We start from the raw sequence: 23298 nt of genomic DNA, 5'->3' as shown, positions 1-23298 counted from the left end.
CCTATGGAACTTAGAGCGCTGCGGAGCCGGCGCAAAGCGGCGTTTTGGGGCAAAGTGCTCCCGTATTTGCCCTATGTGTTCCAAAGCGGCGTCGCCGTGCTGCTGCTCCTGCTGATCATTGCTTTTTCCGCCTGGTATACGAATTTTTTGCAAAATCTTCCCCCCGGTCTGCCGATCGCCTGGATCATGCTGCTTTTACTTGGCCCGCTGACGGTTTATTCCGGGTTTCGCACTTACATTCAGCCGGCGGACGTGATTTTCCTGCTGCCGCAGGAGACGCGGATGAAGGAATATTTGTCCCCCGCATTCCGCAGCGGTATTATTTATAAGCTGATCGGGTTGTATATCGTGCTGCTGCTTGTTTGGCCGCTTTACATACGAAGCTCCGAAATCGTGCATCCGCTGTGGCTGATGATGCTCATCCTGCTGCTGCTCAAAGCGTTAAGCGCTTATGGCGCATGGCAGGAGCTGCGCATTACGACAGCGCGGGCCAGAACGGGCTACCGCCTGCTGCGCTGGTGCTTCATCCTGCTGATCATCGCGGCGTGGCTATGGCAGCCCGCTTGGAAAAGCGCCTTGTTTACGCTGCTCGTCAGTCTGAATTATGTGCTCGTGCTGCGCTTTCCGATGAAGCATGCCGTGCCATGGGACAACCTGATCGCAGCGGAAAAATCGAACGAAGCCAAGGTGATGCTGCTGCTCGGCTGGTTCGTGGACGTTCCGGCGGAAGGGCAAAAGGTGATCCGGCGCCGCTGGTTATCCGCGGCCGGCAACCGCACGCCCTGGACGCCTGCGGCCGCTTACCGCTACCTGCTGATCAAAACCTTTGTCCGCAGCGAGCTGCTGGGCATTTTGATCCGGCTAACGCTGCTCGGCCTCCTGCTCGTCGGCTGGAATGAGCAGACCTGGCTGGGAGCGGTTTTGTATTTGTTGTTCGTGTTCTTAACGGGAACCCAGCTAGCATCCCTGCGCCATGCGCATCGCGATTCCCCGGCGGCTTCCTTTTATCCGCTTCCGCCCGGGGCCAGAAAGGCTGCCGCGCTGCGCATCACCTCGCGCCTGCTGTTCGCGTTGGCCGTGCTGCTCTGGCTGCCGATGGTCCTGTCTCCCGGCGGAGACGCGGCGCTTACGTTCGGCAGCCTCGCCGCCGGCCTGGCGTTTGCCTGGGCGCTTCGCAGCATTTGGTCCCGCAAATGGCAAGAAGAAGAGCTGGACGATTAAAGTCGAACCGAAAATGGCCCGTACTCCTGCAAACCGGGAATACGGGCCATTACTTATGAAATGGAACGGCAAAATGACTATTTTGCCTGCAGATCCTGTACGCCTTGGTAGATCAAATCAAACAATTCCTCCAGATTTTCTTCCGCGATGCAGGAGAATGCGATGCGCAGATCGGTTTCGCCGAGCGCGATCGTGCCAACGCCGTATTGGTGAATCAAATGCTGGCGCAGCGCCTCGGCCGACACGGTCTTCAGCTTCAGGCACATGAAGTAACCCGAATTAAACGGGTAATATTCCCAAACATCCCCGTATTTGCCGCTGTCCAGCAGCGCTTTGACCTTGTTGGCGCGGCCTTTCATCGCCTTGAATTTCGCTGCCTTCTGCGCTTCGAACTCCGGCGACTGCAACGCCTTCAGCACAAACGTCTGCGAAGGATGCGGTCCGCTGGAAATGGTAGCGCGGATGATGCCAAGGGTTTTTTGCTCCAGGGCGGCGAGCAGCGCTTCGTCGTCCGCCGCGAATGTGATGAACCCGACGCGGAAGCCCCAGACATATTCCTCTTTGGTCGCCCCGTCGATCTTCACCGGCAAAATCCGCGGATGCAAGCCGGCCAGCTTGCCGAACAGCGATTCCTTCAACGATTCCTCGAAAAACAGACCAAAATACGCGTCATCGGTGACGACAACGACGTTAATCCCGGCTTCGGCGGCAGCCTGGATCGCATCGACGATCTCCCCGCCTTCCTTTGCGCCGGGCGTATATCCGGTCGGGTTGTTCGGGAAGTTCAGGATGACGACCGCTTTGCCCTTGTCCTTTTGGGCGAGCAGAGCTTCTTTCAAGCCGGCGCTGTTAAACGTCATCTCATCGGTAAACAAGGGGAAGTTGACGATCCGGGCATGACGGCGGATGCCGAAAGTCAGCTCGTAGTTCTCCCAGTTTTTATCTGGAAAAATAACCGCATCACCCTCATCAACCAACAGGTCGGCGACGATGCTGAGCCCGTGGGTCAGCGCGTTCGTCGCGATCGGATTGCCGAAGCTTTTGCCCGCAAGCGACGGGTTCTCCTGCAGCATTTTGGCGCGCCAAACTTTGCGCAGCTCCGGTTTGCCCGCCGGCGGTGCGTAAGGGTACAGATCCTGCGGCTTATAGGCGGACAATGTATCCTGGATCGCCGCCAGGTGCATTGGCCCTCCGTTTTCCGTAGCGATGCCGATCGTGGCGTTATATTTTTTCGCTTGGGCTGAAGCTTCGGCAGATTGGCTCAAAATGCCCTCCTTCGGAAAATAAATTTCCTTGCCCAGCCCCGACAGCATGTCGTACACGTGGCTGTTCCCCGATTTGATGTTCTCGTTTAACTGCTCCGCAAGTGGGTTCATCACATTCATCCTTCCGATCCGTTTAATAATTTAGGGCAGTACCGTCTTAAACTGCCTAACATTATATCATTTCGATCAGAACGAGTCACGATCTAAAACCGCCGCAGCGGCCTATTTTTCGCGGTGAAACGGACAGTATTTTTCCATATGGCGGATCGTTTCCGCGTCCAGCTCGCCGCCTCGCTCCCGCAGCCCTTCGACCACGGCCTCAAACTTCGCTTCGCTCTGGTTTTGCCCGAATTTGAATTTGGCGGTCATCGTTTCCGGGACGATCCGGCATAGCGCCACCGCCTTGAGCTGCCCCGCATATTTAGGGTCGGCCGGATCGATCGGGTTATAGCCGCCTTCGGGCTGGAGCTTTTCCATAAACAAAGTGAACGCATCCGCTTTTTCCCGGGCGTCTTCGACCTTTTCCACCCTTCCGCGGACCATCACGCTTTTGAAAAAAGCGGAAGCCGGACAAGCCAGCAGCGGGTCGGTAAAATAAGACGGAATAATCGCATACTCCTTCGCCACGGTGAAGCTGACCCGGGGATCGCGGGCAAGCTGCTTCATTTTTTCCCCGGCCAGGCTGCCGTGAAAATAAAAGAACCGTCCGTCATATACAAAATTCAGCGGAGTCACCCGGCTCCAGCCGTCTTCGCCGACGGTGCCGAGAAAGCCGTAGCTCATCTCCCGCAAAAACTCTTGGATTTCCGTTTCATCCTGCATTGCAAATTCTTTTCTGCGCATATGGTTCGCTCCCTGCTCGTTTTGACATTCAGCATACGCCGCAAATTGACATTAAAAAAGAACCAATTTACATTTAAATTAATAGTCCAATTTAAAAGTAAGGGAACTGGTGGACTGTTCCTGAAGGAATTATGGCAACCGCTGGGTCGTCAGCTCCGGCCGCATGGTTGCTAACGGACATGAGCGCCCTTATTTGCCAGAAAAGACACCGTTTTTATTTCTAACGGACAGGAGTGTCGCTATTTGCTCGAAAAAGGCCGGATATGTGCACAGAAATGCCGATTAAGGTCAGTGGTGTCCGTTACATTTTGAAAACTGCTGATTTCATCGAAATAATGGCGCTGGTGTCCGTTAGGATCGGCTAGATTGCCGGATCGTTCTTCTAGCAGCCATAGAGTATTATGCGACCGGGAGGAGACATTGAAAATGCCTGATTTTACGATAGCTTTACAATCGTTCAGCGATAAATACCGCTATAAATATTTAGCCTTGTATCATGCGCTCCGTGACGCTATTCATAACGGGACGCTTCCGGAAGGAACGCGGTTGCCGGCCACCCGCGAGCTGGCGGCGATGTACGGCCTGTCGCGCGGGAGCGTCTCCCAGGCTTACGATATGCTGCACGCGGAAGGCTACGTCAGCACGATCATAGGCGGCGGGACGTTCGTCACCGGGATGGTCGCATCCCGCCAGGAGACTTCAGACCGCATGGCCCAGGTCGTTTTGTCGCCATGGGGGCGACGCGTGATGTCGGTGATGGACCGGACCGGGGAGCAAAGAGGCGCCGGGCCTGCAGGCGGGGAAGCGGGGGGCGGCGGCCGGTTGCCGGCTGGGGCGGCCGCAGCCTTGGCTTCGCCGGAGCCGGACGGCGTGATCTCTTACCGCGACAGCGGACCGTGGGCAGCGGGGTTTCCGGCCGCCGAGTGGAAAAGCGCGCTCGCCTGGGCGGCGCGCGGCAGGTCCGGCGGCCGCGTTGCGGGCGTGAGCGGTACGAGTGTAAGCGGTACGGGCGCAGCCGGCTTGGCCGGAGCTGGCGGGGGGAGCCGCGCTGACACAGGGCGTTGGGGGCCGGAGCGCGCTGATATAGGCGGTACGGCCTGGGAGAGCGCTGGTCCCGGCCACACCGGCATGGACCCGCTCGGCGAGCTGGAGCTACGCCAGGCGATCGCCGCGCATTTGCGGCGCAGCCGGGGCATCTCGGCAGATGCGGAGCAAATCTGCCTGTTCAACGGCTCGATGCAGGCGATCATGCTGCTGACCCAGCTGCTGCTGGGGGAAGGCGAACCGGCCGTGCTGGAAGATCCATGTTACTACGGGATCGCCCGGGCGGTCGCCGCCTGCGGAGGCGTGGCCGTCCCGGCGCAGCTGGACGGCCAGGGGATCGTACCGCGCGATTGGGACGCGCGGCTGCTGTTCGTGACGCCGGGTCGGCAGTTCCCGACCGGCGTCGTGCTCTCCCACGCCCGGCGGCGCGAGCTGCTGAAATGGGCGTCGCGGCGGAACGCTGTCATCGTCGAGGACGACTATGACAGCGAGTTCCGCTGGGGCGGCCGCCCGCTGGAGCCGCTGAAGGCGCTGGACCAGGAGGAGCGCGTCATTTACATTGGCTCCTTTTCCAAGACGATGTTCGCTGCCTTGCGGATCGGCTACGCGGTGCTGCCGCACAGTCTGGTGCGGCCGCTGGCGAGCGCCAAGGCGCTCTACGAGCCGGCGCCCCCGGCGCGGCTGGAGCAGCGGGCGCTGGCCCGGTTCATGCGAACGGGCGGCTATGACCGCCATCTGCGCCGGATGCGGCGCTATTACGGCGCCAAGCAGGAAGCGTTCCGCATCCGGCTGGAAAGCGAGCTGGGCGGCCTGTTCCGGCTCCAGCCGGCCGACGCCGGGCTGCTGATGTACGCGCTTTGGCAGAGGTCGCCGGAGGAATACCGCGCTTTTCAGACCGCGGCGAACCGGCGGGGCGTGTTGTTCCGCGACGCTGCCATCTACCGGTTGACCCCGGGAGAGCCGGCCGCTTGCTTTTGTTTTGCCCATTTGGACGAGGAAACATTGCTCGAAGGAGTGAACCGTATGCAAGCAGCGTGGATAGATATTCAAGAGAACGGGAATTAAGGGTATAATAAAAGCATAAACATCCATCTTTAGGGATTTTTTTTCGGGAGGGAAGGACATGCTTCACGTTTCACCGTCTTCGTTTGTATTGAAGCCGGCTTTTGCCAAAATCGTGTGCGAGCCCGGTTGGAAATGGCACAAGCGCGATAAACCGCTGGATAACTACGACCTGTTTTACGTTTGGAGCGGCGAAGGAACGGTTGTCCTGAACGACCAGCCGATTCCCGTCAGCAAAGGAAGCTGCTTTCTTTTCCGGAAAGGGGACCATACGAGCGCCACGCATAATCCGCAGCGTCCGCTTATCCTCACGTATATCCATTTCGACGTCAATGAACCGGTGAGCGAAGTGCCGGGACCTTACCGCGTGCTTGAAGATACCCTCGATTTTGAATACATGCTGTCCCGTTATGTCCGCCTGTTTCTGGTGAAGGCTTACGCCGCCGAAGAGGAAGCGCGGCTCATCCTCAAACAGCTGCTTATTCAGTTGCTGCGCGAGGAGCGCCAGGTGCCGACGGAGAAAAAAGTCAGCAACCAGCTGCACGAGGTGATTCATGAGGTAGCCAACTACGTGCTCCAGCATCCAGGCTTGCCCCACAAAGTGCAGGACCTGGCGGCGCGGGCTGGGTTGTCCCCACGTTATTTTTCGATCAAGTTCAAGGAAATCATCGGGATGTCCGTTCAATCGTACATCATCAAATCGCGGATCGACCGCGCCCAGCACCTGCTGCTGCATGCCGGTATGAACGTCACCGAGGTGGCCGACGCGCTTGGTTACCGGGACATTTTCTTTTTCAGCCGCCAATTCAAGCAGTATACCGGCAAAAGCCCGTCGGAAATCAGATAACAAAAGCGCCCCGGTTACCTTAAGGATTTTTAAGGAGTACCGGGTTTTTTGCTATTTTGACGGATAATGCCGCAATCCGCTTTGAAGGCCTTGCCCGACCTCTTGTCTACGCACCTCCGCTGTTTTATTCCCTTCCTGATGCCCTGCTTCTCCGTCGTGGTATAAACATTTCTCCCTTGTTGTTTCTAACATTCGCCCGTGAATCTTTTTCTTAACTCAATATTCGCAGAGCAAAAATCAGCTTGAGTCCTTGAACTGAAGGTATTCAAAGAAATAAGAAAGGCGGCTGGCAAAATAGAAAAACACCGCTTTGTTTGGTAAAGCGAGAGTGACGAGCTTCTACGATTCGGACAGAAGAGGTGTCTTTCATTGTTATAGACATCAGCCCGACCTAAATCAACTACCGAACGATTAAAAGTATTCTTTTCTTGGGGTGGGCGGCAGATCAACACTCACTGTCCAGAGACTTTGCACGATTATCCCGTTTGATCAGGGTAGCAGAGAAACAGACAAGCTCGGGAGAAGAAAATATTTGGTGGAGAAGCAGATAGGTTCGAGATCATTTAGACGGGCTTAGGAGAAGGAATCAGGTTTAGGGGAGGTGAAACAGACCGGACAAGAGATCAAGACAAGAGATCAAGACAAGAGATTAGGACAGGAGATCAAGGACAAGACGCAATGGAAACGAAAAGACCGTGATTTTGCTGTAGCCTGAACCCTTCCATCTGCAGCAACGCCCGCACTGTTCATGCTAATTCACACCAATCAAGTTGATCCGTATTAAGCTAACCCCTACCCATTAAGTTGATCTGCATCAAACTCCCCTCGCCGTTCCAGCGTCTCGATCAGGCCGCATCCGCAAGGGGCTGATTCGGTTGGCGTGCGATCAGCCGGCGGTAAGGGATCGCCGGAATCGCCACACACATGCGCAGTAACTTCTGCCGCATTGTTTCTTCCGCTCCGGGCAGGTGCAGCCAGCGGCGTCCGGTATACTCGTTTAGGTACGCCTGCAGATGCTTTAGTCCCAAGGCTATATATGTACTCTTCAGCGTTTCCCACGCTTCTCTCACCACTTTCCGCAAGGGCGCATACAGACGAAAGGCTAGAGGGAACGACTGTACTACCGATGTACGGACATCCACATGCCCGTTGATGAACGCAGCGAGTTCGTGACGGTTTGCCCTTTTCCCGTCTCCTCTCTTATGAGGCACCAGGCGGATTTTGACCTGCTCCGGCTCGCCCGACTCCGTCACCGTGCATCCCGCTATGACCGCCGAGGCATACGGATGCGAAAACTGACACCGGGACGGGTTACGCCCATACAAATCGCTGTTCACCTTCACGTCTCCGTAGAGCAGTTCCCGGGCATCGAACTCTCCGACGGCATGGCGTATTTTGTGCAGCATCAACCAGGCGGTTTTGTAGGTGACCCGGATCACCTGGCTTAGCCGCAGCGCCGAGATGCCGCCCTCAAGCAGGAACAAATCCAGGGCCTCGAACCACTTGAGCAGGGGCAAATGTGTTCCTTCAAAAATCGTACCGACCAAAGCAGACGTTTGATGCTTGCACTTTCCGCACTCGAACAAGGGGATATGCCGGGAGGTCAGACGACTGCACCGGGTGTGAGCGCAGCGCGGGCAGACGAAGCCGTTCGGCCACTTCATCGCGATCAGCGCCTCCATGCAGGCCTGCTCGCTGTTATAACGGCTGCTGAATGGTTGAAGTTCCGTTCCCGCATTGGCCTCCATGGTCGCTCGCCCCCGAATCAAGAATTTACGAACTCACGTTCGATTTACTTCATTATACCGAACATACGTTCCTTTATCAAGTCGAAAATCTCACCTGAACCGCCTCATTTTTTCCTCATCTCTTTTTCTTCTCTCTTTTTTAGGAACCCTTGATCTAGCCCCACCCCCTACTCCCTGCTCTCTGAACGAAAGGGATAATCGTGCAAAGGCTGCAGGCAGGGACACCAAGGCACCAAGGTACCAAGACTCCAAGACACCAAGACTCCAAGACACGAACCCTTTAGACAGCCCCTCACCTGGCGTCGATTTGTGACACTGCTCGAAACGGATGCGGTGCAAAAGGTAGATGGTGCTGACCTCGGCGGATCGTGGCGCCCTCTTCATCGTTGGCTCTTCCGTGCTTCCATGTTTGAGCGGAATCGCAGCAAAGCGGTCGAGTTGCTTGTGCGATTTAGAGATCATGCCACCGGCACGTTTTACAAGGGACCTCCTATGCTCACGATGGACTGATCGAACGGCTACACCTTTTTGCCCCTCCACTTCGCACTACTTTAGCCCCAGCCATATCTTGCTGGCGTGAAAGCGTCGGCAAAGTACAATGCACGCTCCTTCGGCGGCTTGTTTTATTTGCTGTGCGGCGAAGTCGGCACACTCGATTGGCTGGCTACCTTACAGCAGTTGCTCGACTTGATCAACGAAGTAGCCCAAAAAGCCGGGAAGACACTGTCCGCCTCTGATTCAGCGTCAACTCCGGCAATGGAATGGATTGCTGCTTTACCCAGCTAAATCAAGGCTTACCTGCCGATTTTTTGCTGCGAAAGTTGAGTTCTTAAGATTAATTTAAGGTTGGCGACAGGGGGATGTAAGGATAGTCAGGTATGCTGATAAAAGAAATAGAGAGACCATACCCTTAAGCATAAAAGGAATGAAATGATCATATGAAATCGCTTTGGAAGTTTGCCCTGCAATTTTTGCTGGCCCATATCGTTAGCGATTTAACCTATAGGCAGCTCGCTTTTTTTCGGTACCCGTTCAATAATACATCCGTCCCCGCGGTCATTTTTAAAACCATGTTCGATATGATATTATTTGTGATCGTCGCTGCCGTTGTTTTTATCGGGATCGAGAAAATTCGGCAGATTATCAGACGTCTCAATTAGGCGGCAAAAGTGGGAGCTGGAGTATGAGATTGGATATTGGAAACTGAAACTCCGGACAAGGGGTGTACGCAGCCTGATGTCGCATAAAAAAATGAACCGTTCCGCCAACCGCAGGCTCCATTTCATCCATGTTGCCGCCAAGAAAGCAACCTCCTACTCTTAATGTGCCTATTCCGCTTATTTTGACAAAGAACAGGGACGGAATCAATATGAAGGCGGCTTTTTGTCCGTTTTGAAAAGTGAATGTTTAAAATTTGTTCTTGATGCCTGTAAGCAGTTGGTGTATGTTAAAGACAATCGCATACGATACGGGGGCTTGAGTGAATCAGGCTGAGATGGCAGCATACTCCGCTGCGGACCGTTAATCTGATCTGGATAATGCCAGCGTAGAGAATCGAATGTCCGGGATTTTTTTGTGTCCATCCCCGTGACCTGACTGCCGCCTGAGCTTATTCTGGCGGTTTTTTGTCGTTTGCGAAAAAAATATTTTTTGAAAAGGGGAGAAAAACATGCAAGAGGCAGCAACAAAACAAGGCGGCCGCGGGCTGAAGCTGAGCGATCTGCTGGTGACGGTGCTCGTGTCGGTCGTGCTTGGCGTAGTTTATCATTTCTGGAGTTCGGTGTATAACTTACTCTCGCCGCTGTTTGCGCAGGCCGACGAAATCGTATACGGGATGTGGTTTCTGGCCCCAACGCTTGTATTTTTGCTGATCCGCAAGCCGGGCGTGGCACTGATCGCGGAAGTGGCCGCGGCCCATGTGGAAATCCTGTTCGGCAGTGAATGGGGCGTTCAGCTCGTACTGTACAGCGTGTTGCAAGGCTTGGGAGCGGAACTCGTATTCGCGGCTTTCCGGTATCGCAAATTTTCCGGTTCCGTCGCCGCCTTGGCCGGAATCGGGGCCGCGGTCGGTTCCATCATTCCGGACATTTATTACGGATATGTACAGGACTATGAAACCTGGCTGCTGATCGCCAAATATGCGATGCGGGCCGTCAGCTCTGCGCTGATTGCCGGCTACTTTGCTTACGGGCTGGCCAAGGCCGTAGAAGCGACAGGCGTCACCACCTTGCTGCGCCCCGTTGATCCTAAAGATTACGCGGCATTGGATGATTAACTATGGAAACAGCCGTTGAAGTTTGCGATCTAAGGCTTAAATTTCCGGGGGAGACGCGGTTTGTGTTCAAGGATTTGAGCTTTCGGGCCTTTCGCGGGGAAAAAGTGCTCTTGCTCGGCCCCAGCGGGAGCGGGAAATCCACGCTTCTACAGGTGCTGTCGGGGATCATCCCGCAGCTCGTGGAGGTTCCGATGCGCTACGCTTCGCAACGTCTGCCCCACTCCTGGGGGTTCTTGTTCCAGGACCCGGACACCCAGTTTTGCATGCCTTACGTGGATGAGGAGTTGGCTTTTACGCTGGAAAACCTGGGGGTTCCCCGGCCGGAAATGGAAGCCCGGATGGAAGCGGTGCTGCAGGACGTCGGGCTGCGTTTGCCCGAGCTGCACATGCCGATCCATGCCTTGTCCCAAGGGATGAAGCAGCGGCTCGCTTTGGCTTCGGTGCTGCTCGGCGATCCGGAGGTTTTGCTGCTCGACGAGCCTTCCGCGCTGCTTGATCCGGAAGGGCGCGAGCAAATTTGGCAGTCCGTCAGCCGCATTGCCAAGGATCGCACGCTAATTATCGTCGAACACCGGATTGAAGAAATTCTGGCGCTTGGACTCGTCGACCGGGTCGCTTTGTTCGGACCGGACGGCCGTCTGCTAGGTCAGGGGCCGCCGCAGGCGATTTTTGCCGAGTTTCGCCGGGAGCTGAAGGAGTTTGGCATCTGGTATCCCGGCGTTTGGACGGAGTTTTTAGCCGCGCCGGAGGGGCGGCGGCTGCTGGAGCCGGCTCCGTCCAGGGGCGGGGAAACCGGCGCTTCTTCCGCCGGGCTGTCCGCGCCGTCTGCTGGCGCCTCCACCGGCTTCGCCCCGCTTGTCGAACTCAAAGGATTCCGCGGGCTAAGAATGGGCAAGCCGGTTATTGAAGTTGGGGATGCCACGGTGATGCCCGGCGATTTCATCGCCGTCACCGGTCCAAACGGTGCAGGAAAAAGCTCGCTGTTGCTCAGCCTGATGGGACTGCTGAAGACGGAGGGCGAATATGTTCTGCAGGGCGTTCCGATGCAGGGGGGCAAGGTTCGTCGCCGCGTACGCCGGCGCCAGATGGAGCGTACGGCACGGGAAATCGGCTTCGTCTTTCAAAACCCGGAATTTCAATTTGTAGCCGACCGGGTGGACGAGGAAGTGGCCTTTTCCCTCAGGGAAGATGGGCTTTCCGCAGAAGGGATTCACGAGCGTACGGTGCGGATTTTACGGCAATTCGGCCTGGAAGGTTATGAGGGGCGGCATCCCTACCAGCTGTCACTGGGGCAAAAACGGCGGCTCAGCGTGGCCAGCGCGGCCGTGCGTGAGCAGCCGCTGCTGCTGCTCGACGAACCGACTTTCGGCCAGGATGCCGCAAACGCGTTTGCGATCCTTTCGTTATGCGAAGAACTGCGGCGGAGCGGGACCGCGATCGTAATGGTCACGCATGAGGAGTGGATCGCAGCCACGGTCGCGACCCAGCGCTGGGAAGTGCGGGAAGGGCGGCTGGTCTCCCGCTCCTGCACGGAACGCGGGGCGGCAATGGCCGGGATTACGGCGGAGCCGGGGGGAGCGGGCCTGTCCGAAACGGCCGGCTCGCTCGCTTCATCCGTCTCCGGCAGAGCCGCATCCGCTTCCGCCCCAAAGGCGGTGACCCTGCGATGAAGCCGTTGTTGACCCCAAAAACGAGAGGCTGGCTGCACCGGGCCAACCCGGCCTGCAAATTGGCGCTTTTTGTACTGTTGTTTTTGGTGACTTTGTTTACGCACCGCCCTGATTTCATGTTTTATCAAGCCGTATTGTTTACGCTGCTCTTGTTTCTGCTGAGCGGATACGAGCCGTGGAAAATCGCGCTGCTTGTCCTGCCCTTTCTGCTCACCTTCGTCTCGTCTTCCTCGACGATGATTTTGTTCGGCAAAGGCGAGCACGAATGGTGGGCCTGGGGCCTCATCCGCATTTCGGAGGAGAGCTTTTACCGCGGCGTCCATATCGGGCTCAAGGCGGTGACTTTTGCGGCGGAAGGTTTGCTCTTCGTGCTGACCACCTCGTCCGTCGCCCTGTTTTACTCGCTGATGCAGCAGGTCAAGCTTGCGCCTAAATATGCCTACAGCTTTATGGCTTCCGTCCGGCTGCTCCCGATGGTCTGGGAGGAGCTGCAGATCCGCCGGAACGCCCTGCGTATCCGCGGCGTGCGTACGCCGCAGGGACCGCGGGGCTGGGCCAAGCTGGCCCGGCTTTACGCGGTGCCGCTGCTCTCGCAAAGCATCCGGCGGGCGCACCGCGTGGCCGTGGCCATGGAAGCCAAAGATTTTGACGGCAGCCGGCCGCGCACTTATTATTACCGCTTTGCTTATTCGCGGTATGACCTTCTGGTGCTGCTCGCCATGGCCGCTGCCGTGGCGGCCGCCTTCGCGCTTTCGCAGACGTATCCGCTTTTCGGCATTGCCGATGTAAGATAAGCAAGCCGTTATAGGACATTCTCCTGCAGCAGCTTTTGCGCGGCCGGCGGCCCGTTCGGGTGATCGAGCAGGTACCTGGCAAAAGACATCGGCTGATGGTACGTGTTTTTCCATATTTCAGTCAATCCAGCTTTGCGAAAACCGTAACGTTGGTCGCGGCCGTTGCATTCTATAAAGTAGGGACGCCCGCTCATGGTGAGACCAATGTCGAGTCCCAGATCGGCAAGCAGGGGCAACTGCGTGCCGAGATGGCGGCTGATCGCCAGCGCCAGCGCTTCCACATGGGCGAGGGCCGCGGCGACCGAATGCGGAGGCAAAACATGGACCAGCAGCTCTGCCGCCGGGAAAACTTCACTGCCCTTGGCGATGTTGCATAGAAAGCTGCCTTTCAAGGCCACCTTGGCGAACAGCCCTGTGACGGCCCAATCGCCGAGTTCGCCGCGTTGGACGGTAACCCGCAGATCTATGGGCCGGGAATCGTATTCCGCCAGCGGAATGCGCTCCTGAACGAGGTAAGGGGTGCGCTGCAGCAAGCGCCGCGTCCACAGCGGCAGTTTCCCTTGCTGGAGTTTGGCGGTGCGCCATTCGTTTTTTCCGGATTTGGACGCATAGGTCAGTCCCCAGCTTTGATGATCGTAACGCAGCCGCATGATCCCGTGTCCAACAGAACCGCGTATCGGTTTAAGAATCAGGTCGGAATACCGGGACATCATGGTGTGCAGTGCCGCCGGCTTGGCCGGAGCAGCAGCGGGCAAATAGCTGCGCAGATGCGGAGCGTTCCAGAGCAGACGGTGGATGACATCTTTTCCATAACGGTTGTTGACGTTGAAGATTATGATGCCCCGGGAAGTCAGATTGCGGATTTTTTGGTGCGCTGCAGGCTCGGGATACAAGGCCCGGTTATGAATGACCGGTGGCAGGGGAAGGCCGGTTATCACGTATTCTTTTCCATTCGACACATAGCCGGAGCAGGTTCCCCGGAACAGGTCGATATCGCCCAAGCGGAGAAAACAGGGGATCAAGCCGTATTTCCGGGCCGCTTCTTCAAAATTGGAGATCGACTCCTGGCCGGTTTTTCGCTGAGGGATTCCCCGGAACATCCCGGAGTTCAGCAATATTCCTACATAGTCCTGCTTCAAATAGGGTTCCTCCTCCCTTGCTTCTTCTTTCAATCTATGTTGTCCCGTTCAAAAAGAGTGGACGACTGTTCTCCGTCAGCCGCCTGTTTTGGGGCAGGCTTTCCTAGGCTTTTCCCAGGCTTTCCTAAGTTCCCGAAGGGCTGCGCCTCCAGCCGGTTGTCACATTTACCGGGCGGGCATCGTATATTTAGGATAGCGAAGCTAGTGAAAGGAAGGAGGGGATCGCTCATGGATCGGGAAAAGACAGCGGTGATCACGACCGGATCGTTCGTCATGCCTTCAGGCAGAAGCAGTTCGCTGGAACGGGTGATTGAAAATGTGGTCCCGCTTGCGGCGGAACATGTAAAAATCCGCATTTTTGGACTCGCGGACGGCCATTTGCCTTCCCAGGGCTGGATCGGAAACGTTCCGGTTTACCGTTTGCCCGGCGGGCGGCTTTACTTGGAATCGATTTTGCGCCATTTGCGGAAATGGCGGCCCGGAACCGTTGACGTCCACAATCGGCCGCTGCTCGCTTTTCAGTTAAAAAGCCGGCTGCCGCTGGCCCGCGTACTGCTCACCCTTCATTCCGCCGCGTTTATTTCCCCTTCTTGCCATCCCAAAGCCCGCATGCAGCCGATGCTGGAAAGCGTAGACGGGATCATCGTGGGCAGCGAGTATTTGAAAGAGGAGCTGCTTTCCCGGTTTCCCGGCCTGTTCACGCCGATTTGGGTCAATCCGCCGGGCGTCACCCTGGAGGACTTCGTTCCGCGCTGGACGCCGCATGGGGAAGTGCTGCGCACGGCGCGGCTGGCCGAATATGGCTGGGAAAACCGAAAAGTGGCCCTGTTCGTCGGCCGGCTGCTTCCGGCCAAAGGCGTGCATCATTTGCTGGCGGCGTTTCCGGCCGTGCTGCGTCAGGTGCCGGAAGCCATGCTGCTCATCGTGGGTGACACTTGTCACGGAGCCAACCGGGAAACGGACTATGTCAGCCGGCTAAAAGCAATGGCGGAGCCCTTCAAGGAGCGGGTCGTATTTTTGCCGTTTACGCCCTATTCCAAAGTTGCCGATTGGTACAATACCGCCGATTGCCTGGTCGTTCCGTCTTGCGAAGAGGAGGCGTTCGGCCTGGTCAACGTCGAGGCGATGGCCTCGGCCGTGCCGATCGTAGCGGCCCGTGCGGGAAGTATTCCCGAAATCGTTGCGGACGGTTATTCGGGATTTCTGGTGCCCGCGGAAGGGATAGTCAATGCGTTGGCGGATCGAGTCATCCGCCTGCTGCAGGATGAAGCGCTGTGCAAATCGATGGGCCAGGCCGGACAGGAGCTTGCCCGCAGCCGGTTCCGCTGGCAGCATACGGCCGAGCGATGGGTCGACACCATCTGCTCCAGCCGGGTCATTCCGGCTAACGCTCCGCAATGGAAACAGCAGCCTTAGCGGAAAAAAGTTTGCTGAATACCGTTGAATAGTTGCCCAAGATACAGTTATTGTTTGTAAAATGGAGCGGGGCGCTTGTTTAAATGCACATCCTGCACCTAAAAAACGTTTCGTTTTTTATTGGTAGAAGCCGGAACTTTTGCATTTCGTGGAAGTTGGAGTAACAAATAAGGACCTGGCCGGCGGCCAGGTCCTTATTTGCACATTTAGAATTTATAAAATTTCGGTCATGGTAGAGGGCGAAACGCAAGTAGAGAGGGGAGGAGAAGAGGGACGTGGGGGGCTAAGGGACACCGGAGCCGTTATTTTCGAAAAAACGGAGGTTTGCAAAATGTAAACGGACACAGATGAGCTTATTTACCTCAAATCGTCCTGGATGAACAGGTTTAGAGCGAAATAGGGCCGCTTATGTCCGTTAGCCTGGGAAATACCCGGGAAATGGGCGGATAAGGTCGCTGGTGTCCGTTAGAGCAGCGTCCAAAGTTGAGGAAGAGCCTCCAATCGCTCCAAAGTAGAAGTCAGAGCCACTAAAGGACGCCGTCAGGCGTTTTTCTTAGTTTGATTCGAGCCCCGAAAGCGGCGGAAGCGATGAGGACCAAGCGGCAGAAAGCGGCAGATCCGGTCCGGAGTACAGCTGTACGTTTGCCGTTGCAACGCCGACAGCACCACATACACTGTTGTATATGCTCCGGTATATCACGATCTGGGAGGAAAGAGACGTGGTCAATAAACGCAAAATTCAAGGCCGCCTGAACCGTAAAAAGCTTCAGCGCAAGCCGGCGATGCCGCGTTTGGTCAATCATCAGGACCCGATTGTTTCGATCATCATCCCGGCGATGAACGAAAGAGCCACGCTGCGGAACGTTCTGCGCGAAGCCGCACGATTGCATCCCCGCAGCGAAACGATCGTCGTCGCAAACGGTTCGACGGACGGAACGGCGGAGCTGGCCAAGAAAAGCGGGGCCCGCGTGATCCGATCGGCAAAGCCGCTCGGTCACGATGTCGGCAGACGCGTCGGTGCGGAGGCGGCTCGCGGGTCGGTGCTCCTGTTCATGGACGCCGACATGGTCATCCCGGCAAAAGAGCTGCGCCCTTTTGTGGAGGCCGTGCTATCCGGGGTGGACGTGGCGCTGAACGGGTATTCAGGGCCGGTTGCCAGCAAAAAGACCCACCCGGTCGTACTGGCGAAGCATGTTCTTAACGGCCTGCTGTCGCGAACCGATCTGAAAGGAGCATCCTTAACCGCCGTTCCGCATGCTTTAAGCAGACGGGGGGCGGAAACCATTGGACTTGAAACGCTGGAAGTCCCTCCGCTGGCCCAGACCAAGGCGGTGCTTCTAGGCTTAAACGTGGAGGCCGTTCACACCGTGCCCGTGGGCAAATTAAATCCGGTCCGGGCCCGGCGGCGAGCTAAAGGAAAGCGAGAAGATCCGTTGACCTCTCTGGTTGTCGGTGATCATTTGGAAGCCGTGCATTGGCTGATCCGCCAAAAAGGGGCGCGCGGAGGTTACGGCGATCTCGGCCGCCTGCGCGGCAAGGTGAGGTGGATGGAATGAACGCGAAAAAACAGGTAAAGCGCCGCCGCAGCCAAATATGGCCCATGCCGGGACGGACGCGCAAAAGACCTCGCCCTAAGCAGGCGAAGCCGGGCCGCAAAGCCGGACGGATTCCAACCGGCTACCGCTTTGGCCGCCCTCCTGGCGTTCGGCGGAGCGGTTCACGCCATATTCAAGCCGGCGGGGCAGGTCCTAAGTCCGGCGGGCAACAGCGGCTGGAGCTGAAGGCGGTGGAAGCGGGAGCCCATGCCGCCATTTTGGACGGGGCCCAAGGCCCCCCTGCGACCCCGGAGCGGCTGCAGCAAAGCTTTCAAGACTGGTACCTTGAACATGTCCCGGCAGATTTATCTTATCGTGAAATACTGCCGCTCGCTCTCGCTTTCAGCAAGGGATATGCGGACGTTTCCGGTCTCGCGAACCCGTGGATTCCACTGCCGTTAAAGGAAGGCGTATCCGCGATCGTCACCGCAAGCAACGAAGAAAAAACGTTATCCAACGTGTTGTCGGAGCTGTGCAAGCTGCCGTTTAAGGAAATCATCGTCGTGCTGAACGGCTGCAGCGATGGCAGCTTTACCGCAGTTGAACGGGATCCGCGGGTGACCAAACTGAATTTTCCGGAGCGGCTGGGCCATGATATTGGACGGGCGATAGGCGCTGCGGCGGCTTCGGAGCCTATCTTGCTGTTTACCGACGGGGATATGGTTTTGCCCGCGGAGGATTTGGCGGCATTTCTGATCGCCGTGGACCAGGGGATGGACATCGCGCTGAACGATCTGTCGCCTTATTTGCCCTCCTTTCCGCAGCAGGATGAGGTGACGCGCTGCAAAACGTTCCTAAACCAGGCCCTGGGACGGCCCGATTTGAAAGCCAATTCGCTGACGGCGGTGCCGCATGCGATCTCTCGCCGTGCGCTGCAAACGGTGGGAACGGGGGCGTTGATCGTCCCCCCGAAGGCCCAGGCGCTGGCGCTGGCTCGCGGACTGGCGGTCGGCGCCCCGCATTCTGTCGATGTCGTGCGGAAAAACCGGATTCGCAGCGGTAATACCGGGGCCGGGAACGGTGTAGCCCAAATGATCATCGGCGACCACATCGAAGCGCTGGACGCGGTGATGCAGACGGAAGGCGTCCGTCTGCGTTACGTTACGCTGCCCCGAAGCGAACTGGCGAAAGCGAGGAATGCGCTGTGAGCGGAGGCGAATTAACCAGCATTGTCATACCAACCTACAACGGGCTGCATTTGCTTCGGCCCTGCGTAGAAGCGATTCGTAAGCATACGGAAGTCCCTTATGAAATCATCGTTGTGGACAACGGCTCCGATGACGAAACCGCGTTGTTCTGCTTGCAGGAAAAGCTTATTTTGGCGGCATTGCCGCGAAACGAAGGTTTTCCGGTTGCCGTGAATCGAGGATTGACGATCGCGGCCGGCGGCCAGCTTCTCATCTTGAACAATGACGTCATCGTGTCCCCGGGATGGTTGTCCAATATGCTGGCCGCCCTCGGCAGCGCGGACGATGTCGGTCTTGTCGGTCCGGTGACGAATTACGCCAGCGGCCGGCAGCAGATCACCTTCCCTTGGAAGGATCAGGACGATTTCCTCCGGGCCGCCGCGCGGTTTAATCAATCCGATCCCGCCAAATGGCAGGATGTCCGGCGCCTGGTGGGCATGTGTCTGCTGCTCAAGCGGGAAGTGCTGAACCGGGTGGGGTTGTTGGATGAACGGTTTTCGCCCGGGCATTACGAAGATGACGATTACTGTTACCGGGCGCGGCAGCAGGGCTACCGGTTGCTGATCTGCGGAGATACGCTGGTCTACCATGCCGGCAGCGCTAGCTTTAAGGCCCACCATCCGGAAGGATGGGACGGGATCATCGAGCAAAACCGCAAACGGTTCATTGAAAAATGGGGAGTGGATCCCTGGCAGTTTATTTAGACGCTCACAAAAACAAGGCCAATGCTTCCGGTGCGAGTTTTTGTTCGAGGCTAACCAAGAAGCAACGCTCACAAAAACAAGGCCAATGCTTCCGAAGCGAGTTTTTGTTCGAAGCCTAACTAAGAAGCAACGCTCACAAAAACTTTTAGGGAGGAGAGAGTTCATGAAAGGTGTGATTTTGGCGGGAGGCACAGGAACGCGTCTATACCCGCTGACCCGGTTAATCAACAAGCATCTGCTTCCTGTCGGGAATCATCCGATGGTCTGTTACGGCATAGAACGGCTGCGTCAAGCCGGAATCACCGACATTCTTATAGTCATCGGCAAGCAGTCCGCCGGATTGTACGCGGATTATCTCGGCAGCGGCGAAAACTTTGGCGTCAATCTGTCGTATCGCGTGCAGGAGTCGGCGGGAGGTATTGCTGAAGCGCTGGAACTCGCCGAAGGGTTTATTCCGCCTGGCGACAAATTCGTCGTGCTGCTGGGCGATAACTTGTTTCTGGACGATTTGACCCCGTATGTGGAAAAATTTAAGCAACAGCCGCCGGGAAGCGCCCGGGTAATGCTGAAGCCGGTGGACGATCCCCGCAGATACGGCGTTCCGGTGTTCGACGAGGCCGATCCGAGCCTGATCGCCTACATCGAGGAGAAACCGAAAAAGCCGAAATCGAACTATTCGGTCACCGGCATTTATATGTATGATAACGCCGTTTTTGCGATCATTCGCGGCATCGGCCGGTCGGCCCGCGGCGAGCTTGAGATTACGGACGTCAATAATCGTTATGCCAAAACGGGCAAGCTGGAATACGACGTCCTGCAGCTATGGTGGGGGGACGCCGGAACGCCGGATTCGCTGCAGGAGGCGAGCGTCCGGATGCGGGGTGTCCTTCCATGACCTCTACAGGATGCGGAGGGGTGATATGATGCCGCATCGCGCTCAAAAATCCGGCCTGTCCCGCAACAAGCGGTCAGGGGCAAGAGCACCGGGAGCGGCGGGAACGAAGCGTTCCCGCCCTGCCGGAAGGCGCAGCGGCTACGGGCGAAGATCAGGCACGCCGCAACCATCCCCGGCTGCTGCGGCAGCATCTCCCCCATCGCCCGCGCCTTTGCCGCAAAAGGCGGCGCTTTCCTTGGACGCCGAGCCGGCCGCGATGCTTACCCCCACCACTGAATCGGCGGCCGAGCCGGCCTGCACCGAGGCTTATGCCGCCGGGTTTCGCGAGGGCATGTTTGAGGGCGGGGAGGCGAAGCTGGGACGGCTTATTCCCCGCCATATGATTTTGCCTGAGCTGACGGTGGGCGATGTCATCGCTGCCGGGTTCCGCTCCGTCGCTGGGGCGTTGTCCCCTTTGCTGCGGGCTTCCGACGTGTTTGCCGCCGCCGATCAGGCCCTGCGCACCGGCCAGCCGTTGTCCATCGTCCGCCTCGGCGACGGAGAATTGCTGACGCTCGCGCATGGCACCGTCCTCCCGGTGGAGGAGGCGATGCGCTGGAGCGCTTTTTTGCCCTATGCAGGCGTACAACTGCCGGATCCGGCTGCGCGCGGGTTGCTCGCCGCCGCCGTCCGCACCGCCGGCATGATCGGCGTCCCCGAATCGCGCCATCCCTCCTACCAGGGCTTGCTGTTCCCGGTGTTTCGCCATTACGGCATCGATTACCGCAGCCTGCGGCTCACCTCCTCCACGATCAATTACGAGCTGAACGAGGAGGGGTATTTCGCCAACCTGCTTAAAGGCCGCCGTGTGCTTCTGATCGGCAATCAGGCTTTCGCCCTTGCGGAGTTCTTGAGCCTTCGCGGCGCCGACATCACCGGTTGCATCGCCCCGGTCAACGGGGTGCACGACGTGCCGCGGGTTCTGCAGCTTGCAGACGGTTTCCCGTTTGACCTTGCGCTCGTCGCCGCCGGAATCGCCGCCGTCATTGTCTGTGAACGCCTCGCCAGGGAGCGCGGCAAGGTCGCGCTTGATCTTGGGCATCTGGCCAACAAATTGATCAACGGAGAGGCGGTTATGCCGCCGATTCAGGAGGTGTAGTCGTTTGGCACTCGGAAGAAACCGCAAACCGGCTAAACGCCAGAGCCGCAGCGCTGCCCGCGAAAACCGCAGGGAAGGGTCCATGCGCGCTTATGAACTCGGGTATGCCGCAGGTTATCCGCACGGCGTTTTGGAAGGAAAACGTTCGTTCAGCGCGGGTTTTGACGGAACGAGCATCATTATACCGACGTACAACCGCAAAGACTTGCTGATCGAATGCCTGAACCGGATCGAGGCCCATACCGCTGCGCCCTACGAAGTGATTGTCGTGGACAACGGATCGGACGACGGCACGGCGGATGAAGTGCGCCGCCGGCGCAGCCCGGTCCGTTTGGCCGTTCATCCGCAAAACCACGGCTTTGCCCGGGCGGTAAATACGGGGCTGATGATGGCCAAAGGACAAACGATCGTATTGCTTAACAACGATGTGCTTGTAACGGAGCGCTGGCTGGATCAACTGCTGGGCTGTCTGGAGCTGACCGGGGCGGCGGCCGTCGGGCCGGTCACGAATTACATCAGCGGAGACCAGCAGATTGACGTGCCCTATGAAGACGTTGCGGAAATGCCGGCTTTCGCCGCCGCTTTTAACGCTCCCGATCCCCGGAAATGGCGGGAGGTAAGCCGCCTGGTCGGCTTCTGCCTGCTGTTTCCGCGCACTACGCTGGAGCAGGTTGGTTATTTTGACGAGGGATATGTTATCGGCAATTATGAGGATGACGATTGGGTGGCCCGGCTGCTTTTGCAGGGTAAAAAGATGGTGATTGCCGGCGATACGTTTGTTCACCATTACGGAAGCTTGACCATGAAAGGACTTGGTGCGCAAGGCTTTGAGCAAGTAAACGCCCGCAATTACGACTATTTTGCCGAAAAGTGGGGGGATCTGCACGGATTTCTGCACCGCAAACCCGAGTCCCGGGCGGGGTACGGGCAGAGAACGGTTGATTTTTTTCCTACGCACACGTACGTAAAAGGGTGGTCCAATACGGTGTATTGGCTGGAGCACGGCGTAAGGCATCCGGTTTCCGCCGCCCCGCAGGAAGAAGCGGGAAATGCTCCGTCACCGGTCCGGCTAGCGGTTGTCGATCTGCTGCAAATTCCGGTTGGCGCGCCGCAAACGCCGGCGGAACCGCAGGCAGAAAAAAACGCCGGCCTGCCTGAAGGGGGAGTGGTCCGCAGCACCGATGGCCGCTTGTATCAGATTGACCGGGGCCAGCGGCGGGAGATCATGTCCGAATACGCCTGCCGTGTATGGAATTTGCACGTTTTTCCGGAAATTATCCCGTTCCAAATTCTGCAGCAATATCCCGCGGGTCTTCCCATTACGCCCCCGCCCCGCATTATCAGCGAAGATTTATAATGAAGGTTTGCAAACTTATCCTGCTTGGAACGCGCAAATCCGTACCGGCATATGCTAATGCAGGGCACAGGCGGGCAGATTCTCGGCTTTAAACGAGGATGCGACAGCCCATTGATGAGGAGGAATCAGGGTGGAGCAGAAAATTACGGAGATCATCGTCCATATGTCCCACTCTCACCAGCAGATGGCGCGGGTGATTGACGCCGAGCGGAAGGTTGCCGTCCGGATGGCTCAAATCGTGCACGCCATTCCTGATGCCGAACCCGCATTTGAGGGAACGTCCGGGATTCTTGAAAATGCGGGACGGATCAACAAAAGCGTGATCTCTTATTTAAATGCCATCGCCGATTTGGAAGAGGCTATGGCTGAAAATTTGGGTGTTGTAATTAAGGAAATGAAAAGCCAAGATGAAGAGTGAAGAAGCGCAGGAGCGGGGAATGGTGCCATGAGCAGGGAGCAGTCATATCTGAACATGTTGGATGCGGCCGCCAAAATTCAGTGGAATGTCGCGATGATTTTGGAGGCCAAGGCGGTAGAAGCGGAGAAGGTCCGCAATTGGATACTCAACCACGTGCTGGAAAACAACTTTGAGGATCATGAGAAGCAATTGTCCGACCCGCTTGACGTCCATGAGCAGCTCGTGGAAGTGATCGAAGGCTTAACCAAGCTGCAAAACGGGCTTTGCAGCAATTTGAAGAGCTTATTGCCCGAAGAAGAAGAGAAATCCATGTCCGGGGATGACGGCGGGTTCAGCGGCCTGTTTGGCGGAAGTTTTGATTTGGAGGATTCCGGTAAATGAGATTTACGCTGCAAGCCGGGGAGGAAGCCAAACTTCGGCTTATCCATTCCATCAGCCTAAGCCAGCAGGCCATGGCCCGGATCCTTGGCAGCTTGGCCGACGTGACGGAATTGTCCGGGGATACCGCCAGGCATTTGGCTCAAAACGTCGAAAAGCTGACGAAATATCAGGAAGCGATGGCCCGTACCGTCTGCGGGCTATCCTTCCATCACGTTTATTATGGAACTCCTTCATTGCCCTGGATATCGAATTTATGCTACGCCGCAAACGATGCCGCCCGAGGAGAACAGGAGGACTGA

21 protein-coding genes, 1 pseudogene and 1 riboswitch are annotated in these 23298 nt (G+C 57.1%); of the genes and pseudogenes, 18 read left to right on the top strand and 4 right to left on the bottom strand.

What is annotated here, in order from left to right:
• Positions 1-3: 3 nt before the first annotated feature.
• Positions 4-1221 (top strand): ABC transporter permease, encoded by a 1218-nt coding sequence (locus ACLD72_RS04045; protein WP_410996041.1) that lies wholly within the window; start codon positions 4-6, stop codon positions 1219-1221.
• A 77-nt stretch (positions 1222-1298) separates the two neighbouring features.
• Here the strand turns inward: ACLD72_RS04045 and ACLD72_RS04040 are convergent, their stop codons facing one another.
• Positions 1299-2597 carry an aminotransferase class I/II-fold pyridoxal phosphate-dependent enzyme gene (locus ACLD72_RS04040; protein ID WP_251591186.1) on the bottom strand — a complete coding sequence of 433 codons (1299 nt, stop codon included), beginning with the start codon at positions 2595-2597 and terminating at the stop codon, positions 1299-1301.
• Positions 2598-2708: 111 nt separating this feature from the next.
• Positions 2709-3329 carry a pyridoxamine 5'-phosphate oxidase family protein gene (locus ACLD72_RS04035; protein WP_410996039.1) on the bottom strand — a complete coding sequence of 207 codons (621 nt, stop codon included), beginning with the start codon at positions 3327-3329 and terminating at the stop codon, positions 2709-2711.
• 426 nt (positions 3330-3755) lie between these two features.
• Here ACLD72_RS04035 and ACLD72_RS04030 point away from each other — a divergent pair, with 426 nt between their 5' ends.
• Positions 3756-5438, top strand: coding sequence for a PLP-dependent aminotransferase family protein (locus ACLD72_RS04030; RefSeq protein ID WP_410996038.1), 1683 nt, complete (start codon positions 3756-3758; stop codon positions 5436-5438).
• A 58-nt stretch (positions 5439-5496) separates the two neighbouring features.
• Positions 5497-6282 (top strand): helix-turn-helix domain-containing protein, encoded by a 786-nt coding sequence (locus tag ACLD72_RS04025; protein WP_410996036.1) that lies wholly within the window; start codon positions 5497-5499, stop codon positions 6280-6282.
• 845 nt (positions 6283-7127) lie between these two features.
• Here the strand turns inward: ACLD72_RS04025 and ACLD72_RS04020 are convergent.
• Positions 7128-8030 (bottom strand): transposase, encoded by a 903-nt coding sequence (locus ACLD72_RS04020; protein WP_458475569.1) that lies wholly within the window; start codon positions 8028-8030, stop codon positions 7128-7130.
• 597 nt (positions 8031-8627) lie between these two features.
• Here ACLD72_RS04020 and ACLD72_RS04015 point away from each other — a divergent pair.
• The 5 genes and pseudogenes from ACLD72_RS04015 to ACLD72_RS03995 all read left to right on the top strand — a co-directional run.
• Positions 8628-8816: pseudogene (locus ACLD72_RS04015) on the top strand (IS4 family transposase); the annotation flags it as partial.
• Between the two features lie 152 nt (positions 8817-8968).
• Positions 8969-9190 carry a hypothetical protein gene (locus ACLD72_RS04010; protein WP_458475568.1) on the top strand — a complete coding sequence of 74 codons (222 nt, stop codon included), beginning with the start codon at positions 8969-8971 and terminating at the stop codon, positions 9188-9190.
• A gap of 298 nt (positions 9191-9488) precedes the next feature.
• A riboswitch (TPP riboswitch) is annotated at positions 9489-9600 on the top strand.
• A 99-nt stretch (positions 9601-9699) separates the two neighbouring features.
• Positions 9700-10305, top strand: coding sequence for an ECF transporter S component (locus tag ACLD72_RS04005; protein ID WP_251591179.1), 606 nt, complete (start codon positions 9700-9702; stop codon positions 10303-10305).
• 2 nt (positions 10306-10307) lie between these two features.
• Entirely contained in the window at positions 10308-11975 is a 1668-nt protein-coding gene (locus ACLD72_RS04000) for an ABC transporter ATP-binding protein (protein WP_411003771.1), read from the top strand.
• Positions 11972-12769, top strand: coding sequence for an energy-coupling factor transporter transmembrane component T family protein (locus tag ACLD72_RS03995; RefSeq protein ID WP_411003770.1), 798 nt, complete (start codon positions 11972-11974; stop codon positions 12767-12769). The genes ACLD72_RS04000 and ACLD72_RS03995 overlap by 4 nt, the downstream gene beginning before the upstream one ends.
• 8 nt (positions 12770-12777) lie before the next feature.
• On the opposite strand, the gene ACLD72_RS03990 is transcribed toward ACLD72_RS03995, so the two are convergent.
• Positions 12778-13908: a YheC/YheD family endospore coat-associated protein gene (locus tag ACLD72_RS03990; protein WP_458475567.1), complete on the bottom strand. Its 1131-nt coding sequence runs from the start codon at positions 13906-13908 to the stop codon at positions 12778-12780.
• A 228-nt stretch (positions 13909-14136) separates the two neighbouring features.
• Here ACLD72_RS03990 and ACLD72_RS03985 point away from each other — a divergent pair, with 228 nt between their 5' ends.
• The 10 genes from ACLD72_RS03985 to ACLD72_RS03940 all read left to right on the top strand — a co-directional run bounded on the left by ACLD72_RS03985 (position 14137) and on the right by ACLD72_RS03940 (position 23298).
• Positions 14137-15324, top strand: coding sequence for a glycosyltransferase family 4 protein (locus ACLD72_RS03985; protein ID WP_458475566.1), 1188 nt, complete (start codon positions 14137-14139; stop codon positions 15322-15324).
• Between the two features lie 683 nt (positions 15325-16007).
• Complete coding sequence (locus ACLD72_RS03980) at positions 16008-16880, top strand: glycosyltransferase family 2 protein (RefSeq protein ID WP_458475565.1); 873 nt, start codon at positions 16008-16010, stop codon at positions 16878-16880.
• Complete coding sequence (locus ACLD72_RS03975) at positions 16877-18067, top strand: glycosyltransferase (RefSeq protein ID WP_458475564.1); 1191 nt, start codon at positions 16877-16879, stop codon at positions 18065-18067. Before ACLD72_RS03980 ends, ACLD72_RS03975 begins: the two co-directional genes overlap by 4 nt.
• Positions 18064-18810, top strand: coding sequence for a glycosyltransferase family 2 protein (locus ACLD72_RS03970; protein WP_411003765.1), 747 nt, complete (start codon positions 18064-18066; stop codon positions 18808-18810). Before ACLD72_RS03975 ends, ACLD72_RS03970 begins: the two co-directional genes overlap by 4 nt.
• 163 nt (positions 18811-18973) lie before the next feature.
• The gene (locus tag ACLD72_RS03965) at positions 18974-19705 is read left to right on the top strand and encodes a sugar phosphate nucleotidyltransferase (protein WP_411003764.1); all 732 of its coding nucleotides are present in this window, start codon (positions 18974-18976) and stop codon (positions 19703-19705) included.
• Positions 19706-19733: 28 nt separating this feature from the next.
• Positions 19734-20843 carry a GT-D fold domain-containing protein gene (locus ACLD72_RS03960; protein WP_458475563.1) on the top strand — a complete coding sequence of 370 codons (1110 nt, stop codon included), beginning with the start codon at positions 19734-19736 and terminating at the stop codon, positions 20841-20843.
• Between the two features lie 4 nt (positions 20844-20847).
• Complete coding sequence (locus tag ACLD72_RS03955; protein WP_411003762.1) at positions 20848-22200, top strand: glycosyltransferase family 2 protein; 1353 nt, start codon at positions 20848-20850, stop codon at positions 22198-22200.
• Positions 22201-22330: 130 nt separating this feature from the next.
• Complete coding sequence (locus ACLD72_RS03950; RefSeq protein ID WP_251591164.1) at positions 22331-22618, top strand: nucleoside-diphosphate sugar epimerase; 288 nt, start codon at positions 22331-22333, stop codon at positions 22616-22618.
• 27 nt (positions 22619-22645) lie between these two features.
• Positions 22646-22999 (top strand): restriction endonuclease subunit S, encoded by a 354-nt coding sequence (locus ACLD72_RS03945; protein WP_411003761.1) that lies wholly within the window; start codon positions 22646-22648, stop codon positions 22997-22999.
• Positions 22996-23298 carry a hypothetical protein gene (locus tag ACLD72_RS03940; protein ID WP_251591162.1) on the top strand — a complete coding sequence of 101 codons (303 nt, stop codon included), beginning with the start codon at positions 22996-22998 and terminating at the stop codon, positions 23296-23298. The genes ACLD72_RS03945 and ACLD72_RS03940 overlap by 4 nt, the downstream gene beginning before the upstream one ends.

Source organism: Paenibacillus lacisediminis, from assembly GCF_046567315.2.
The sequence above is the reverse complement of the archived record's forward strand: the minus strand, read 5'-3'. Positions and strand labels throughout refer to the sequence as shown.

What these genes read in the sequence shown, in the direction of transcription:
- ACLD72_RS04025 (WP_410996036.1), top strand. Translation starts at nt 5,497, where the DNA reads ATGCTTCACGTTTCACCGTCTTCGTTTGTATTGAAGCCGGCTTTTGCC.
- ACLD72_RS04045 (WP_410996041.1), top strand. Translation starts at nt 4, where the DNA reads ATGGAACTTAGAGCGCTGCGGAGCCGGCGCAAAGCGGCGTTTTGGGGC.
- ACLD72_RS03965 (WP_411003764.1), top strand. Translation starts at nt 18,974, where the DNA reads ATGAAAGGTGTGATTTTGGCGGGAGGCACAGGAACGCGTCTATACCCG.
- ACLD72_RS04010 (WP_458475568.1), top strand. Translation starts at nt 8,969, where the DNA reads ATGAAATCGCTTTGGAAGTTTGCCCTGCAATTTTTGCTGGCCCATATC.
- ACLD72_RS04040 (WP_251591186.1), bottom strand. Translation starts at nt 2,597, where the DNA reads ATGAACCCACTTGCGGAGCAGTTAAACGAGAACATCAAATCGGGGAAC.
- ACLD72_RS04030 (WP_410996038.1), top strand. Translation starts at nt 3,756, where the DNA reads ATGCCTGATTTTACGATAGCTTTACAATCGTTCAGCGATAAATACCGC.
- ACLD72_RS04005 (WP_251591179.1), top strand. Translation starts at nt 9,700, where the DNA reads ATGCAAGAGGCAGCAACAAAACAAGGCGGCCGCGGGCTGAAGCTGAGC.
- ACLD72_RS03980 (WP_458475565.1), top strand. Translation starts at nt 16,008, where the DNA reads ATGCTCCGGTATATCACGATCTGGGAGGAAAGAGACGTGGTCAATAAA.
- ACLD72_RS04035 (WP_410996039.1), bottom strand. Translation starts at nt 3,329, where the DNA reads ATGCGCAGAAAAGAATTTGCAATGCAGGATGAAACGGAAATCCAAGAG.
- ACLD72_RS04000 (WP_411003771.1), top strand. Translation starts at nt 10,308, where the DNA reads ATGGAAACAGCCGTTGAAGTTTGCGATCTAAGGCTTAAATTTCCGGGG.
- ACLD72_RS03985 (WP_458475566.1), top strand. Translation starts at nt 14,137, where the DNA reads ATGGATCGGGAAAAGACAGCGGTGATCACGACCGGATCGTTCGTCATG.
- ACLD72_RS03975 (WP_458475564.1), top strand. Translation starts at nt 16,877, where the DNA reads ATGAACGCGAAAAAACAGGTAAAGCGCCGCCGCAGCCAAATATGGCCC.
- ACLD72_RS04020 (WP_458475569.1), bottom strand. Translation starts at nt 8,030, where the DNA reads ATGGAGGCCAATGCGGGAACGGAACTTCAACCATTCAGCAGCCGTTAT.
- ACLD72_RS03960 (WP_458475563.1), top strand. Translation starts at nt 19,734, where the DNA reads ATGCCGCATCGCGCTCAAAAATCCGGCCTGTCCCGCAACAAGCGGTCA.
- ACLD72_RS03940 (WP_251591162.1), top strand. Translation starts at nt 22,996, where the DNA reads ATGAGATTTACGCTGCAAGCCGGGGAGGAAGCCAAACTTCGGCTTATC.
- ACLD72_RS03995 (WP_411003770.1), top strand. Translation starts at nt 11,972, where the DNA reads ATGAAGCCGTTGTTGACCCCAAAAACGAGAGGCTGGCTGCACCGGGCC.
- ACLD72_RS03945 (WP_411003761.1), top strand. Translation starts at nt 22,646, where the DNA reads ATGAGCAGGGAGCAGTCATATCTGAACATGTTGGATGCGGCCGCCAAA.